The 16021-nt window shown below is 53.2% G+C and carries 14 protein-coding genes and 1 tRNA gene; 12 read left to right on the top strand and 3 right to left on the bottom strand.

Features of this window, described 5'->3' with window-relative positions:
• Nucleotides 1–329: 329 nt before the first annotated feature.
• The 5 genes from ACOTZB_RS10465 to ACOTZB_RS10445 all read left to right on the top strand — a co-directional run bounded on the left by ACOTZB_RS10465 (nt 330) and on the right by ACOTZB_RS10445 (nt 7116).
• Nucleotides 330–782: a YhcH/YjgK/YiaL family protein gene (locus ACOTZB_RS10465; RefSeq protein WP_421627092.1), complete on the top strand. Its 453-nt coding sequence runs from the start codon at nt 330–332 to the stop codon at nt 780–782.
• A 212-nt stretch (nt 783–994) separates the two neighbouring features.
• The gene (gene yagE, locus ACOTZB_RS10460) at nt 995–1903 is read left to right on the top strand and encodes a 2-keto-3-deoxygluconate aldolase (protein ID WP_193805145.1); all 909 of its coding nucleotides are present in this window, start codon (nt 995–997) and stop codon (nt 1901–1903) included.
• A gap of 14 nt (nt 1904–1917) precedes the next feature.
• Entirely contained in the window at nt 1918–3885 is a 1968-nt protein-coding gene (gene yagF / locus ACOTZB_RS10455) for a xylonate dehydratase YagF (RefSeq protein WP_421627091.1), read from the top strand.
• Between the two features lie 226 nt (nt 3886–4111).
• Nucleotides 4112–5494, top strand: coding sequence for an MFS transporter (locus ACOTZB_RS10450; RefSeq protein WP_421627090.1), 1383 nt, complete (start codon nt 4112–4114; stop codon nt 5492–5494).
• An 11-nt stretch (nt 5495–5505) separates the two neighbouring features.
• The gene (locus tag ACOTZB_RS10445; RefSeq protein WP_421627089.1) at nt 5506–7116 is read left to right on the top strand and encodes a glycoside hydrolase family 43 protein; all 1611 of its coding nucleotides are present in this window, start codon (nt 5506–5508) and stop codon (nt 7114–7116) included.
• A 4-nt stretch (nt 7117–7120) separates the two neighbouring features.
• Here ACOTZB_RS10445 and xynR read toward each other — a convergent pair whose 3' ends face one another.
• The 3 genes from xynR to argL all read right to left on the bottom strand — a co-directional run bounded on the left by xynR (nt 7121) and on the right by argL (nt 9401).
• A complete protein-coding gene (xynR, locus tag ACOTZB_RS10440) occupies nt 7121–7879 on the bottom strand; it encodes a DNA-binding transcriptional repressor XynR (protein ID WP_008501378.1) in 759 nt (252 codons plus the stop codon).
• A 452-nt stretch (nt 7880–8331) separates the two neighbouring features.
• The gene (argF, locus tag ACOTZB_RS10435) at nt 8332–9336 is read right to left on the bottom strand and encodes an ornithine carbamoyltransferase (RefSeq protein WP_421627088.1); all 1005 of its coding nucleotides are present in this window, start codon (nt 9334–9336) and stop codon (nt 8332–8334) included.
• Nucleotides 9306–9401: a putative translational regulatory protein ArgL gene (gene argL, locus ACOTZB_RS10430; RefSeq protein ID WP_213328991.1), complete on the bottom strand. Its 96-nt coding sequence runs from the start codon at nt 9399–9401 to the stop codon at nt 9306–9308. The genes argF and argL overlap by 31 nt, the downstream gene beginning before the upstream one ends.
• 99 nt (nt 9402–9500) lie before the next feature.
• Here argL and rraB point away from each other — a divergent pair, with 99 nt between their 5' ends.
• The 7 genes from rraB to ACOTZB_RS10395 all read left to right on the top strand — a co-directional run bounded on the left by rraB (nt 9501) and on the right by ACOTZB_RS10395 (nt 15958).
• On the top strand, nt 9501–9926 hold the full coding sequence (rraB, locus tag ACOTZB_RS10425; protein WP_014882320.1) for a ribonuclease E inhibitor RraB: 426 nt from the start codon (nt 9501–9503) through the stop codon (nt 9924–9926).
• Nucleotides 9927–9972: 46 nt separating this feature from the next.
• Complete coding sequence (gene miaE, locus ACOTZB_RS10420; protein ID WP_421627087.1) at nt 9973–10731, top strand: tRNA isopentenyl-2-thiomethyl-A-37 hydroxylase MiaE; 759 nt, start codon at nt 9973–9975, stop codon at nt 10729–10731.
• A gap of 30 nt (nt 10732–10761) precedes the next feature.
• A complete protein-coding gene (locus ACOTZB_RS10415; protein ID WP_421627086.1) occupies nt 10762–11484 on the top strand; it encodes a topoisomerase II in 723 nt (240 codons plus the stop codon).
• Nucleotides 11485–11588: 104 nt separating this feature from the next.
• Nucleotides 11589–11673, top strand: a tRNA-Leu gene (locus ACOTZB_RS10410).
• A gap of 267 nt (nt 11674–11940) precedes the next feature.
• Nucleotides 11941–13233: an ATP-binding protein gene (locus ACOTZB_RS10405; RefSeq protein ID WP_421627085.1), complete on the top strand. Its 1293-nt coding sequence runs from the start codon at nt 11941–11943 to the stop codon at nt 13231–13233.
• On the top strand, nt 13226–14206 hold the full coding sequence (locus ACOTZB_RS10400; protein WP_421627084.1) for an O-methyltransferase: 981 nt from the start codon (nt 13226–13228) through the stop codon (nt 14204–14206). The genes ACOTZB_RS10405 and ACOTZB_RS10400 overlap by 8 nt, the downstream gene beginning before the upstream one ends.
• A 27-nt stretch (nt 14207–14233) precedes the next feature.
• Nucleotides 14234–15958 carry a DUF262 domain-containing protein gene (locus ACOTZB_RS10395; protein ID WP_421627083.1) on the top strand — a complete coding sequence of 575 codons (1725 nt, stop codon included), beginning with the start codon at nt 14234–14236 and terminating at the stop codon, nt 15956–15958.
• The last annotated feature ends 63 nt before the right edge of the window (nt 15959–16021 follow it).

Here is a 16021-nt window from a genome sequence, read left to right as displayed (position 1 = left end):
TAACGTAATTAACTATTTTTGACTTGAGAAAAATCAATAAATAATTATGGTTTTTTAGAGCAAATTATCAAAACAGTAAAGTGTGAGACGGCAACGGGTTTTGTTAATAAGAGAGCATGATCAAGAGGTTAGAACAGTCGGACGATAAGCACGGATCGAGGTTATGCATAACCCCTGCATAAATGCCTGGGCAGGATTAACAGTGGGTTAACACCTTTCCCGATAAACATGCGCTCGCGCAAACCTCTTCGAAAAAGGGCTGGTATGGCAGTCTTAACTCTCGTATAACTGATAAAAATGAAACGTTGTTTTACATAGAGGAGTTTCACATGATTATCGGCAACATCCACCATCTGCAGTCCTGGCTGCCTGACGATCTGCGCCAGGCCATTGAGCACGTTAAAGCCCACGTTACCGACGCCACGCCGCTCGGCAAGCACGACATCAACGGCAGCAGCCTCTTTTATCTGGTCTCGGAAGACATGACCCAGCCGTTCGCCGAGCGCCGCGCCGAGTACCACGCGCGCTATCTGGACATCCAGATAATCATGAAGGGCCAGGAGGGGATGACCTTCAGCACCCAGCCGCACGGTACGCCCGACACCGACTGGCTGGCGGACAAAGACATCGCGTTCCTGCCGGAAGGCGAGCAGGAGAAAACCGTGGTGCTTAGCGAAGGGGATTTTGTGGTGTTCTGGCCGGGTGAGATGCACAAGCCGCTGTGCGCGGTGGGGGCGCCGGCGCAGGTGCGTAAGGTTGTGGTGAAGATGCTGGTAGAGTAACCCCTCTCCCAGGGGTAGAGAGCGTAAAAGTTCCCTCTCCCTGTGGGAGAGGGCACCAGACCGCACCCACGCAATATGTGATCCAGCTTAAAATTCCCGCACTCCCTCTTCATCTCTCATTTACCTGCGCTTTTCCTGCGTCATAGTATGATCGTTAAATTAATGAACGCTGTTCTATAATGTAGAACAAAATGATTCAGCAAGGAGATCTCATGCCGCAGTCTGCGTTGTTCACGGGAATCATTCCCCCTGTCTCCACCATTTTTACCGCCGACGGCCAGCTCGATAAGCAGGGCACCGCCGCGCTGATCGACGATCTGATCGCGGCAGGCGTTGACGGCCTGTTCTTCCTGGGCAGCGGCGGCGAGTTCTCCCAGCTCGGCGCCGAAGAGCGCAAAACCATTGCCCGCTTTGCTATCGATCACGTCGATCGTCGCGTGCCGGTCCTGATCGGCACCGGCGGCACCAACGCCCGGGAAACCATTGAACTGAGCCAGCACGCGCAGCAGGCGGGCGCGGACGGTATCGTGGTGATCAACCCCTACTACTGGAAAGTGTCGGAAGCGAACCTGATCCGCTATTTCGAGCAGGTGGCCGACAGCGTCACGCTGCCGGTGATGCTCTATAACTTCCCGGCGCTCACCGGGCAGGATCTGACTCCGGTGCTGGTCAAAACCCTGGCCGACTCGCGCAGCAACATTATCGGCATCAAAGACACCATCGACTCCGTCGCCCACCTGCGCAGCATGATCCATACCGTTAAAGCCGCCCACCCGCACTTCACGGTGCTCTGCGGCTACGACGATCACCTCTTTAATACCCTGCTGCTCGGCGGCGACGGGGCGATCTCGGCGAGCGGGAACTTTGCCCCACAGGTGTCGGTGAATCTTCTGAAAGCCTGGCGGGATAAAGACGTGGCGAAAGCGGCTGAGTATCATCAGACCTTACTGCAAATACCGCAGATGTATCAGCTGGATACGCCGTTTGTGAACGTCATTAAAGAGGCGATTGTGCTCTGCGGTCGCCCGATTTCCACGCACGTGCTGCCGCCCGCCTCGCCGCTGGACGAGCCGCGCAAGGCGCAGCTGAAAATCCTGCTGCAACAGCTCAAGCTCTGCTGAGCCGGACGATAACCATGACCATCGAGAAAATTTTCACCCCACAGGATGACGTGTTTTATGCGGTGATCACCCACGCGGCGGGGCCGCAGGGAGCGCTGCCGCTGACCCCGCAGATGCTGATGGAATCCCCCAGCGGCAACCTGTTCGGCATGACGCAGAACGCCGGAATGGGCTGGGACGCCAATAAGCTGACCGGCAAAGAGGTGCTGATTATCGGCACCCAGGGCGGCATCCGCGCCGGAGACGGACGCCCGGTCGCGCTCGGCTACCACACCGGCCACTGGGAGATCGGCATGCAGATGCAGGCGGCGGCGAAGGAGATCACCCGCAACGGCGGGATCCCGTTTGCGGCCTTCGTCAGCGATCCGTGCGACGGACGCTCGCAGGGGACGCACGGCATGTTCGACTCCCTGCCGTACCGCAACGACGCGGCGATCGTGTTTCGCCGCCTGATCCGCTCCCTGCCGACGCGTCGGGCGGTGATCGGCGTGGCAACCTGCGATAAGGGGCTGCCCGCCACCATGATTGCGCTGGCTTCCATGCACGACCTGCCGACCATTCTGGTGCCGGGCGGGGCGACGCTGCCGCCGACCGTGGGGGAAGACGCGGGCAAGGTGCAGACCATCGGCGCGCGCTTCGCCAACCACGAGCTCTCCCTGCAGGAGGCCGCCGAGCTGGGCTGCCGTGCCTGCGCCTCGCCGGGTGGCGGGTGTCAGTTCCTCGGCACGGCGGGCACCTCGCAGGTGGTCGCGGAGGCGCTGGGCCTGGCGCTGCCGCACTCCGCGCTGGCGCCGTCCGGGCAGGCGGTGTGGCTGGAGATCGCCCGCCAGTCGGCGCGGGCGGTGAGCGAGCTGGATAACCGCGGCATCACCACGCGCGATATCCTCACCGACAAAGCCATCGAAAACGCGATGGTGATCCACGCGGCGTTCGGCGGCTCCACCAATTTACTGCTGCACATTCCGGCCATCGCCCACGCGGCGGGCTGCACGATCCCGGACGTTGAGCACTGGACGCGCGTTAACCGCAGGGTGCCGCGCCTGGTGAGCGTGCTGCCCAACGGCCCGGACTATCATCCGACCGTGCGCGCGTTCCTCGCGGGCGGCGTGCCGGAGGTGATGCTCCACCTGCGCGATCTCGGCCTGCTGCACCTGGACGCCATGACCGTGACCGGCCAGACTGTGGGCGAGAACCTCGACTGGTGGCAGGCATCCGAGCGCCGGGCACGTTTCCGCCAGTGCCTGCGCGAGCAGGACGGCGTGGATCCGGATGACGTGATCCTGCCGCCGGAGAAGGCAAAAGCGAAAGGGCTGACCTCGACGGTCTGCTTCCCGACGGGCAACATCGCGCCGGAGGGTTCGGTGATCAAGGCCACGGCGATCGACCCGTCGGTCGCCGGTGAAGATGGCGTTTACCGCCACACCGGCCGGGCGCGGGTGTTTGTCTCGGAGGCGCAGGCAATCAAGGCCATCAAGCGGGAAGAGATTGCGCAGGGCGATATCATGGTGGTGATCGGCGGCGGGCCGTCCGGCACCGGCATGGAAGAGACCTATCAGCTCACCTCCGCGCTCAAGCATATCTCGTGGGGCAAAACGGTATCGTTAATTACCGATGCGCGCTTCTCCGGCGTGTCGACGGGCGCCTGCTTCGGCCACGTGTCGCCGGAGGCGCTGGCGGGCGGGCCGATTGGCAAGCTGCGCGATAACGACATCATCGAGATCGCCGTCGACCGCCTGACGTTAACTGGCTGCGTGAACTTTATCGGCACCGCGGACAACCCGCTGACGCCGGAGGAGGGCGCGCGCGAGCTGGCGCGGCGGCAGACGCACCCGGACCTGCACGCCCACGACTTTTTGCCGGACGATACCCGGCTGTGGGCTGCACTGCAGTCGGTGAGCGGCGGCACCTGGAAAGGCTGTATTTATGACACCGATAAAATCATTGAGGTAATTAACGCCGGTAAAAAAGCGCTCGGCATTTAATTATTTTCAGAGATAAAACCGTCTGCGGGAAATATTCCGCGGACGGCTTTTCTGTTTCTGTTATTTAATAATATAAACAATAGGTTGAGATATATCGTTGGCGTCACAAAAGCAAAATAACGTAATTCAGAAATAAGATATGACCATTGCTGGTTAATTGAACAGCTCATTACACTCCATTAACACGATGTTGTAATTCAGCACACTACATAAGGGTGTAATTCTGATGACGCAATTAACCATGAAAGACAAAATTGGCTACGGGCTGGGTGACACCGCCTGCGGCTTCGTCTGGCAGGCCACTATGTTCCTGCTGGCCTACTTCTACACCGACGTCTTCGGCCTGTCGGCGGGCATTATGGGGACGCTGTTTTTGGTCTCCCGCGTGCTCGACGCCGTGACCGACCCGCTGATGGGGCTGCTGGTGGACCGCACCCGCACGCGGCACGGCCAGTTCCGCCCGTTCCTGCTGTGGGGGGCCATCCCGTTTGGCATCGTCTGCGTGCTGACCTTCTACACGCCGGACTTCTCCGCGCAGGGCAAGATCATCTACGCCTGCGTGACCTACATTCTCCTGACTCTGGTTTACACCTTTGTTAACGTCCCGTACTGCGCCATGCCGGGCGTCATCACCGCCGACCCGAAAGAGCGGCACGCCCTTCAGTCCTGGCGCTTCTTCCTGGCGGCGGCGGGCTCGCTCGCCATCAGCGGCATCGCGCTGCCGCTGGTGAGCATTATCGGCAAAGGGGACGAGCAGGTGGGCTATTTTGGCGCCATGTGCGTGCTCGGGCTGAGCGGCGTGGTGCTGCTCTACGTCTGCTTCTTTACCACCAAAGAGCGCTACACCTTTGAGGTGCAGCCGGGCTCGTCGGTGGCGAAAGATCTTAAGCTGCTGCTGGGCAATAGCCAATGGCGGATCATGTGCGCGTTCAAGATGATGGCGACCTGCTCCAACGTGGTGCGCGGCGGGGCGACGCTCTACTTCGTGAAATACGTGATGGATCACCCGGAGATGGCGACCCAGTTCTTACTCTACGGCAGCCTCGCCACCATGTTCGGCTCGCTCTGCTCCTCCCGCCTGCTGGGGCGCTTCGACCGCGTTACCGCCTTCAAGTGGATCATCGTCGCCTACTCGCTGATCAGCCTGCTGATTTTCGTCACCCCGGCCGAGCACATCGCGCTGATTTTTGCCCTCAACATTCTGTTCCTGTTCGTCTTCAACACCACCACGCCGCTGCAGTGGCTTATGGCCTCTGACGTGGTGGACTACGAGGAGAGCCGCAGCGGACGCCGCCTCGACGGGCTGGTGTTCTCAACTTACCTGTTCAGCCTGAAGATTGGCCTGGCGATTGGCGGGGCGGTGGTGGGCTGGATCCTGGCGTACGTCAACTACTCCGCCAGCAGCAGCGTGCAGCCGGTCGAGGTGCTCACCACCATCAAAATTCTGTTCTGCGTGGTGCCGGTGGTGCTCTACGCGGGCATGTTCATCATGCTGTCGTTCTACAAGCTCACCGACGCCCGCGTGGAGGCCATCAGCCAGCAGCTGATCAAACACCGCGCGGCGCAGGGCGAGGTCATTCCCGACGCAGCGACAGCCGCATCCCATTAACCGGAGGCAATATGGAAATCACCAACCCGATACTCACCGGCTTCAACCCGGACCCGTCCCTGTGCCGCCAGGGCGAGGACTACTTCATCGCCACCTCGACCTTCGAGTGGTTCCCGGGCGTGCGCATCTACCACTCCCGCGACCTGAAAAACTGGTCGCTGGTCAGCACCCCGCTGGACCGCGTGTCGATGCTGGACATGAAGGGCAACCCGGACTCCGGCGGCATCTGGGCGCCGTGCCTGAGCTATGCCGACGGTAAATTCTGGCTGCTCTACACCGACGTGAAGATTGTCGACTCGCCGTGGAAAAACGGCCGTAACTTCCTTGTCACCGCGCCCTCCATTGAGGGACCGTGGAGCGAGCCGATCCCAATGGGCAACGGCGGGTTTGACCCGTCCCTGTTCCACGACGACGATGGCCGCAAATACTACCTCTACCGCCCGTGGGGGCCGCGCCACCACAGCAACCCGCACAACACCATCGTGATGCAGGAGTTTGACCCGCAGACCGGCACGCTCTCGCCCGAGCGCAAAACGCTGTTTACCGGCACGCCGCTCTGCTACACCGAAGGCGCGCACCTGTATCTCCACGCGGGATGGTATTACCTGATGGTTGCCGAGGGCGGCACCAGCTACGAGCACGCCGTCGTGGTGCTGCGTTCCAAAAATATCGACGGGCCGTACGAGCTGCACCCGGACGTAACGATGATGACCAGCTGGCACCTGCCGGAGAACCCGCTGCAGAAGAGCGGCCACGGCTCGCTGCTGCAGACCCACACCGGAGAGTGGTACATGGCCTACCTCACCAGCCGCCCGCTGCGCCTGCCCGGCGTGCCGCTGCTGGCCTCCGGCGGACGCGGCTACTGTCCGCTGGGGCGCGAGACCGGTATCGCCCGCATTGAGTGGCGCGACGGCTGGCCGTACGTGGAAGGCGGCAAGCACGCGCAGCTGACCGTGAAAGGCCCGCAGGTGGCGGAGCAGCCTGCAGCCGTTCAGGGCAACTGGCGGGACGATTTCGACGCCAGTTCGCTCGACCCGGAACTGCAGACCCTGCGCATCCCGTTCGACGACACCCTCGGCTCGCTCACCGCGCGGCCGGGCTATTTACGGCTCTACGGCAACGACTCGCTCAACTCGACCTTTACCCAGTCAACCGTGGCGCGCCGCTGGCAGCACTTCGCCTTCCGCTCAGAAACGCGGATGCAGTTCTCGCCGGTCCACTTCCAGCAGAGCGCGGGGCTGACCTGCTACTACAACAGCAAAAACTGGAGCTACTGCTTTGTGGACTACGAGGAGGGGCAGGGCAGAACGATTAAGGTGATCCAGCTCGACCACAACGTGCCGTCGTGGCCGCTGCACGAGCAGCCGATTCCGGTGCCGGAGAGCGCGGAGAGCGTCTGGCTGCGGGTGGACGTGGATACACTGGTCTACCGCTACAGCTACTCGTTCGACGGCGAGACGTGGCACGCCGTGCCGGTCACCTATGAGGCGTGGAAGCTGTCGGACGACTACATCGGCGGGCGCGGCTTCTTCACCGGCGCGTTTGTGGGGCTGCACTGCGAGGACATCAGCGGCGATGGCTGCCACGCGGACTTCGACTACTTCACCTACGAGCCGGCCTGACGGCTCAGGCCGGGTAGCCCAGCGCGCGTGAGAGCTGGAGCCCGGCCTGCTGAAGCTGTTCGCGGAAATTAGCCAGCTCCGCGTCGTCCACGCGGGAGGTCAGCGTCGACAGGCTCAGGGCGGCGATGACGCGAGATTCATGGTTCCACACCGGCACCGCCACGCAGCGCACGCCCTGCTCGTTCTCTTCGCTATCCAGGGCGTAACCCTGCTCGCGGGTCTGCGCCAGGGCGCTCATTAAGGCTTCGCGAGAGGCGAGGGTGGAAGGGGTATAGGTGGTGTACTGATAGCCCTCCAGCAGGGCGTTCAGCTCGGGCTCGCCCAGCCAGGCAATCAACACCTTACCGATGGCGGTGGCGTGAACCGGCAGGCGGCGGCCGATGCGCGAATAGGCGATGGCGGCCAGCTTGCCTTCAATCTTCTCGATATAGACCCCTTCACGCCCGTCCAGGATCCCCAGATGGGTGGTCTGCCCGGTCCGCTGGGACAGCTCCGTCAGCCAGCCTTTCGCCTTCTGCCGAATATCGATGGAGCCCACGACGAAATGACCGCGCTCGACCAGCTTCATGCCGAGGCGATATTTACCGTTTTCCGGGTTCTGATCGATATAGCCGTGAAGCTGCAGGGTTTTCAGCAGCGAGTGGAGGGTACTCTTGCTCAGCCCCATCAGTTTGCTGATGTCGGTGATCTTAAGCTCGGTGGCCTGCTCGTTGAACAGGTCGAGGATCTGCAACGCACGTTCAACAGACTGAATAATCGGCATAATGCTGGCATGTCCACGCTGGAATTAAGGCGAAAACGTACCTTTTTCGGGGTGAAAAATCAATGAAATGGAGCCGGTGTTCTCCCTCTCCCCGTGGGAGAAGGCCGGGGTGAGGGCATCAGGCCGCAACGCCGCCTGATTCGCCCGGCGGCGCTTCGCTTGCACGGGCCTACGGGTTGTGTGTTCTCCCTCTCCCCGTGGGAGAGGGCCGGGGTGAGGGCACCAGGCCGCATCACCGCCTGATTCGCCCGGCGGCGCTGCGCTTGCACGGGCCTGCGGGCTGGGTGTTCTCCCTCTCCCTGTGGGTGTACGGTCCGGGGTGAGGGCATCAGGCCGCATCGTCGCCTGATTCGCCCGGCGGCGCTTCGCTTGCACGGGCCTACAGGCTGGGTGTTCTCCCTCTCCCTGTGGGAGAGGGCCGGGGTGAGGGCATCTGAACGCAGAGGACCCAATCACTCCCCAAGCGTCGCCACCATCACCGCCTTAATCGTATGCATCCGGTTTTCCGCCTGGTCAAACACGATGCTCGCGGCCGATTCAAACACCTCGTCCGTTACTTCCATCCCGCCGTGCAGATCGTACTCTTTTGCCATCTGCTTGCCGAGCGTGGTCTGGTCGTCATGGAACGCCGGCAGACAGTGCAGGAACTTCACGTCCGGGTTGCCGGTGAGCGCCATCATCTGCGCGTTCACCTGATACCCGCGCAGCAGCGCGATCCGCTCTGCCCACTTCTCTTTGGCTTCACCCATCGACACCCACACGTCGGTATAGATAAAATCCGCGCCCTTCACGCCCGCCGCCACGTCTTCCGTCAGGGTGATCTTCCCGCCGTGCTTCTCCGCCAGCGCGCTGCACTCCGCCACCAGGCTCTCTTCCGGCCAGCAGGCTTTCGGGGCCACCAGGCGCAGATCCAGCCCGGTCAGCGCCGACGCTTCCAGCATCGAGTTGCCCATGTTGTTGCGCGCGTCGCCCGCGTACACCAGCGTCATCTCGTTAAACGCCTTGCCCGGCAGGTGCTCCTGCATGGTCAGCAGGTCTGCCAGCAACTGCGTCGGGTGGAACTCGTTGGTCAGCCCGTTCCACACCGGCACGCCCGCGTACTGCGCCAGCGTTTCAACCACTTCCTGGCCGTGGCCGCGGTACTGAATGCCGTCGTACATCCGCCCGAGCACGCGCGCGGTGTCCTTAATTGACTCTTTATGCCCAATCTGGCTGCCGCTCGGCCCTAAATAGGTAACGCGAGCGCCCTGGTCAAATGCGGCAACTTCGAAAGAGCAACGTGTACGGGTCGAGTCTTTTTCGAAGATGAGCGCGATGTTTTTGCCGGTAAGCTTCTGTACTTCCTTGCCATTTTTTTTATCGGCTTTGAGCTGTGCGGCAAGGGTCAGCAGAGAAGTGAACTGTGCAGGGGTAAAGTCGAGCAGTTTCAGAAAGTGTTTCTTGTATAAATCGGACATTTTATCCTCGCATGGCGAACGCCACTTATTGAATTAAAATTCACTTTATATGTGTAATTATTCATTTGCAACCCCGTTTCACAAATCTTTCCAACAAAGGTGGAGGCAAACCCGTCCGTGTGTGAAAATAGAAGTATCTGCCGCACTTTAAAGAGGAATGAGCCATGGCAAACCCGGAACACCTGGAAGAGCAACGCGAAGAGACGCGTCTGATTATTGAAGAACTGCTGGAAGACGGTAGCGATCCGGACGCGCTGTACACCATCGAGCACCATTTCTCTGCGGATGATTTCGACGCGCTGGAAAAAATGGCGGTGGAAGCCTTCAAGCTGGGTTACGAAGTGACCGAGCCGGAAGAGCTGGAAGTGGAAGAGGGCGACACCGTCATCTGCTGCGACATCCTGAGCGAAGGCGCGCTGAAGGCGGAGCTGATCGACGCGCAGGTAGAACAGCTTATGAACCTGGCCGAGAAGTTTGAAGTGGAATACGACGGCTGGGGAACCTACTTCGAAGATCCGAACGGTGAAGACGGCGAAGAAGGCGACGACGAAGATTACGTCGACGAAGACGACGACGGCGTGCGTCACTAAGTGATTCAGGCGGTGGCGCTCGCCACCGCTTTTTCAAGGCAGAACCATGGATTACCCGCAGATACTCGCCCCCGTACTCAACTTCCTCCAGTGCCCGACCCCGCAAGCATGGATTGATAAAGCCCGCGACCCGGCGAACCTGCCGCTGCTGCTCACCGACCACATGGTGTGCGAGCTCAAGGCCGCCCAGACCGCGCTGCTGCTGGTGCGTAAATACGTCGCCGACGAAAGCGGTGCCGACGCGCTGCTCGACTGGCTCAAACCCTATGAACAGTTCACCTTCCGCGACGGCCCGGAGCCGGACTTCATCGCCCTGCACAGGCAGATTGGCAAAAGCGTGATGCCCAAAACCGACGATCCGTGGGGCCAGGCGCTTATCGACAGCATGGTGCTGCTGATTAAAGAAGAACTGCACCACTTCTGGCAGGTGCGCGAGGCGATGCTGGCGCGCGACATTCCGTACGTCAAAATCACCGCCAGCCGCTACGCCAAAGGGATGCTGAAGGAGGTGCGCACTCACGAACCGCTGACGCTGATCGACAAGCTCATCTGCGGCGCCTACATCGAAGCCCGCTCCTGCGAACGCTTCGCCGCGCTGGCCCCGTTCCTCGACAACGACCTGCAGAAGTTCTATCTTTCGCTGCTGCGCTCGGAAGCGCGCCATTATCAGGACTACCTGACGCTGGCTCAGCAGGTGAGCGACGACGATATCTCACCGCGCATAAAGCTTTTTGGCGAAATTGAAGCCACACTTATCTCGACACCGGACCACGAGTTTCGCTTCCACAGCGGCGTGCCGGTGTAAACCGGCACAACTCAAGGATAAGGATGCGAGATGAATAAAACGTGGACCCGTACCGTGATGGTTGTTGTGGTGGCCGCCGCCGTGGCGTTCTGGGTGTTCTTCGACAGGCAGCGCGCTCCGGAACGGCAGATGGATTCCGCCCTTAACGCGATGCCCGCCTGGCAGGTGATTAAGGAGCAGGAGCCCGCGCTGCATCAGCGCATCCTCGACCAGATGGCCGCCCTGCAAAAAGCGGGCGAGCCGGAGCAGCAGATTATCGACACCATCCAGCCGCAGATCCTGCATCTGCAGATGTCGCGTCTGCAAAACGCCCCGGACGCCAACGTGGTGAACTACATGACCATCAACATGGAGCAGACCGCCGCCATCCAGAAGGTGAGCGACGACGCCTGCTTCCGCTTCCTCTACCCGACGGTGAAGGGCGGCGTGAACCCGATGCGCATGCTGGATAAAGACCTGATGGTGCGGCGCATGCAGGCCGACGCCGACATGATGCGCGCGGCCTACGGCAAAAACCGCCACACCGTGACCCCGGCCGAACGCGAGGCGGCTGTCGAGGACGTGCGGCCGATTATGAAGGCTCTTGCCGATAAGTACGGCGAGGACATCCAGCTGCTGCAGATGCCGGAGAAGGCGGCGGGCAAAGAGAAGCTCTCCTGCGATATGGTGCAGGCGATGTGGGCGAAGGTGCTGGCGCTGCCGGAGCAGCAGGCGGCGGGGGTGATTCGGCTGGCGGTGTCTGAGCTGGAGTGAAAGGGCGCTGGTTTTTTGGGCACTTAGCGCGGGTTTAGCGTGTCGTCGCTTGCATGGCGGCGCGCGACAGGTATAATCCACAACGTTTCCGCATCCCCTTCAGTGCCGAAGTGGCGAAATCGGTAGACGCAGTTGATTCAAAATCAACCGTAGAAATACGTGCCGGTTCGAGTCCGGCCTTCGGCACCAAAACCTCTTTTTGCAATAATATTAAGTTCAGCTATCAAAAGCTTAAAGTACATCCCCTTTAGTCCTTAAAAAGCATGTGTCAATATTATACTGTATAACCTATTGAAATAACGGGTTTTTTATTCTCACCTCATTTTACAACTAGTGTGACACAACCCAGTCTTGTACATATTGTATTTGCGTTGCTAATGTTAATGGAGTTAATCTCTATCCATTGATAACTAAGGTAATATTTTTATTACAGTTGATTCGCACTTTCAGGAGATTATGATGACTGAACAAATTGATGCCAGTCCTACTAAGGAATTTTTCATCGATATGTTAACAAGAGATATCGCATTAGATAGAGCTATCTTGGATCTTATTGATAACAGCATCGATGCCGCCAGAAAAAATGACAAGAAATTTGCCGATGTCACACTCACTATAGAAGATAATAAGTTTATTATTTTTGATAATTGTGGCGGTATGGATATTAATGCTGCTAAAGATTATGCGTTTAGATTTGGTCGGTCAAAAAAAAGTCCTCCAACACCAAATTCAGTTGGACAATTTGGTGTTGGGATGAAAAGAACTCTTTTCAAACTAGGGAGGAATTTCCATGTGGCATCTAAGAAAAATAATGAATATTTTTGTATTAATATAGATGTTGATGAATGGAAAAAGAATGAAGAGTGGACATTTGATATTATTTATGATGAGTCTCAGGCCGACTATCATTTAAATGACGGTGAAACAATAATTTCTGTAAGCAACTTATATAGAGAAATCAATGAGCAATTAAATCAGGCTATTTTTATCAACTCTTTGAGTCATGAAATTTCAGTTGCGCATTTCAAAAGCATCAACTCAGGCATGAATATTAATTTAAATGGAGCGAAAATATCCAAATATGAACTGACGTTTCTTTCGTCACCCGAACTAGGCGTTTATAGGAAGTTAATTGATATTAACGGAGTTTCAGTTAATGTCATGGCAGGGGTTTCCTCTAGAAGTCTAGAAGAAGGTGGGTGGTATATTATATGTAATGGTCGCTTAGTTGAATTTGCCGAACAAAGTAATATTACTGGATGGCAAGTTGATGGCATTCCAAAGTATCATCCTGATTATGCATATTTCAGAGGGGTTGTTGAGTTTAATTGTGAAGATTCAAGTAAGCTTCCATGGACAACAACTAAAACAGGAATAGACAGAGATAATGCTGTTTATAGAGCGGCATTGCATGAAATGAAAGTTGCAGCAAGGCCTGTGATATCCTTCTTAAAGGAAAGAATGAAAGAGGATATGGCATTTAGAGATGGTGCTATAGATATTAGGCCATTGAATAATGCAATAGATAATGCTAATAATATTCAGTTGTTTGAAGTTGAACAAGATACGGATTTTGTAAGACCTGATGCGGCAGAAAAAAAATTACTCCCTGAGGTGGGAGTGGTACAATATACAATCTTGCAGAAAGATCTTGAATTGGCTAAAGAAGCATTAAATGTTACAACGAATAAGGAAGTTGGTGTAGAAACGTTTAAATATTACATGAAATATGAGCTGCAAAATGGCTAATTCTGGAAATATTATCAATTATAGCATTCGGGCGGCGAAAAATATTGAGAGAAAAATGCTCAGGGATATTTTTGTCCGTCTTTCACCTGTCGGTGTTTTTTCTGACTATCAGTATATTGGTTTCGGTTCAAAGTATTTTGTTGATTTTATAATGTTTCACAGGTATCTCAATATCCAAGATATGACAAGTATTGAGAGTGATACTCGATTTAAAGAAAAGTATGTATTTAACAAACCATATGATTGTGTGAAGTTAGAATTTGGTCATTCAAATGAAGTTTTGCCAAAATTAAACCTTACAAAAAAATCGATAGTTTGGCTGGATTACGACTCAGCATTTTCAAAAACAATGTTGACTGATTTGTCAACTCTTGTTGAGCGCTTACCAAGTGGAAGTATAATCACGTTGAGTTATAATTCTGAACCCTATAGGGAAAAAGAACTTGTTCAACATTTCGGAAGGAATGTTGACAAGTTATACAGACGTAAATTTGAAGAGGTTTTTGGTAAGCAATTTATCCCAGGAGGTTTTGATGAGCGTGGGTGGACAAATAAAATTAAATTTTCTAAATTTATTCGTCAAGTAATTATTTCACAAATTGAAAGTGTGCTTTCTAAGCGTAATATATCTATTTTAGATAAAGATAAGTTCAAACTTCAACAAGTTGCTTACTTTGATTATGCTGACGGTGCTAGAATGTCAACTTTAAGTTTTGTTATTTTTAACTCTAGTGAACAAGCGAGAATTGAAAACTGCCGAGCTAATGAATTATTTTTCTATAAAGATAGTGATTGTTCATATGAGATTAAAGTACCGAATTTAACTAATAAAGAAATAAGATATCTCATGGAAAAAATGCCTGGTGATAATAATTTAATTTTTGATAAGAAAATATTTAATCAAGAAGAGGTTTTAGAGTTTAAAAAGAACTACAAATATTACCCCTCTTTTTTTGAAATTGACTCAATCTAAACTAAATTATTGTAATAAGGGACGAGAATGAATATTAAAGCTGATGGTAAGAATTTAGAGCAAATATTTTATGGATTAGATACGCGTTATTTTATACCAAGATATCAACGGGATTATTCTTGGACTTCAAATAATGAGCTAACTGAACTATGGAATGATATCATTACATCGTATAGTGATGGAAAAGAATATTTCATGGGCACTTTGCTCTTGGCTAGTCGAGAAAAAAATACAACTCACTATGACATTGTTGATGGTCAGCAACGTACAATTAGTTTTATGTTGCTTCTTTCCGTTATTCAGGATTATTCAAAGTTGGTTTCTGATGGTCTCATTTCAGAGAATGATCTAAATTGCTCCTACGAAAAAAGAGAGGATATTGCTGATTCTTTGTTTGCAAGTGTAAATAGACACATTAAACAAGATGATTATTATTTAAGAGCAAACAATAAAGACTCGAAATTTTTTGAAGATGCATTAGATATCTCACTTAGAGAGGTTACAACTAATATTAGTAATAAATCTAATAGAGTAACCAAAGCAAAACGATTCTTTCAAGATAAAATTAGGAAAGATTTTTTTGGAAGAAGTGATTCGTTAAATGAAATGAAGAAGTTTTTCAGATTCATAATTACAAAGCTTAAGTTTGTAACAATTACAGTTGAAGACGATTTTGATGCTTATGTTATTTTTGAATCTTTGAACTCAAAAGGCATGGATTTATCAGTTGCTGATTTACTTAAAAATAAAATCCTCAGTAATGTTTCAAATAATTATCAAGATGCTGCTTTAAGTGAATGGGATGATCTTGTAAAGAAAATACAAGTTGTTCCTGCCAGCTTTGTAGATTATATAAAAGTATATTGGAATGCTTATGAGTCTATGGATGTTACTAAGGCAACGTTATATAAAACAATTAGAAAAACAATCGGAAATAACGAGGCCAATACAAGGAAGTTCCTAAGTAATTTAATCAATAATGCCGATTCATTTGATAAACTAAAAAACAAGTCTAATTTAAATTGGCCTAAAATCAATACTAGTGGTAAATGGGCAGAAAAAGTGGCTGAAATGAATCTCTTAGGCTATACAATTCATCTTCCATGTTTTTTGTATGCCATGAAGAATAATGAATCTATTCTGGAAAGACTGTCAGAGTTATCTCTAAATCTCTTGTTCCGCTGGGTGACGATTTGTGATTATGGGATAGGGGAAATTGACTCCTTATTCAAAAAAATGTTAACTGATATGAAGTCAGGGAAGAGTAATGACCAAATTCTTGAGGGTTTTTTACCGTTAATCGAAAAGGTGCAAAGTTCGTTTAAAGAAAGCTTTTCAAATTACGAAACAGAAAGCTCAACTATCCTCAAATATATTGCTTGCAAAATAGAACTTCATTTAGGTTCTACGAAGGCACTTATACCCGATTTTTTAGAAGTCGATCTTGAACATGTTTTACCAAAAAATTGTGATTCATGGGGGGAAGGGATGAATTTATTTAGTCAACCTTATCCAAGATGGATTAATTCTATTGGCAATACTATTCTTCTCGAAAAAGGTAAAAATAGGAAAATAAAAAACTCTATTTTTGATGATAAGAAAAAAATCCTTTCGACATCAGAATTTCATGGTGCGAGAACTATTTCAAAGCTTCATGAGTGGAGTGAAGAACAGATTTTTTATAGGTGCGAGGCTCTCACGGATTTAGCCACTTCTATTTGGAAACTTGACAAAACAATGTGTAAATGCTGAAAGTTATTAGTGTTTAAATATATTGATTTTTTATGCAAGCCACCTCATCAGAGGTGGCTTCTA

It is taken from the genome of Enterobacter cloacae complex sp. SHL020 (genome assembly GCF_049236945.1).
GTDB lineage: Bacteria > Pseudomonadota > Gammaproteobacteria > Enterobacterales > Enterobacteriaceae > Enterobacter > Enterobacter dykesii.
The sequence above is the reverse complement of the archived record's forward strand: the minus strand, read 5'-3'. Positions and strand labels throughout refer to the sequence as shown.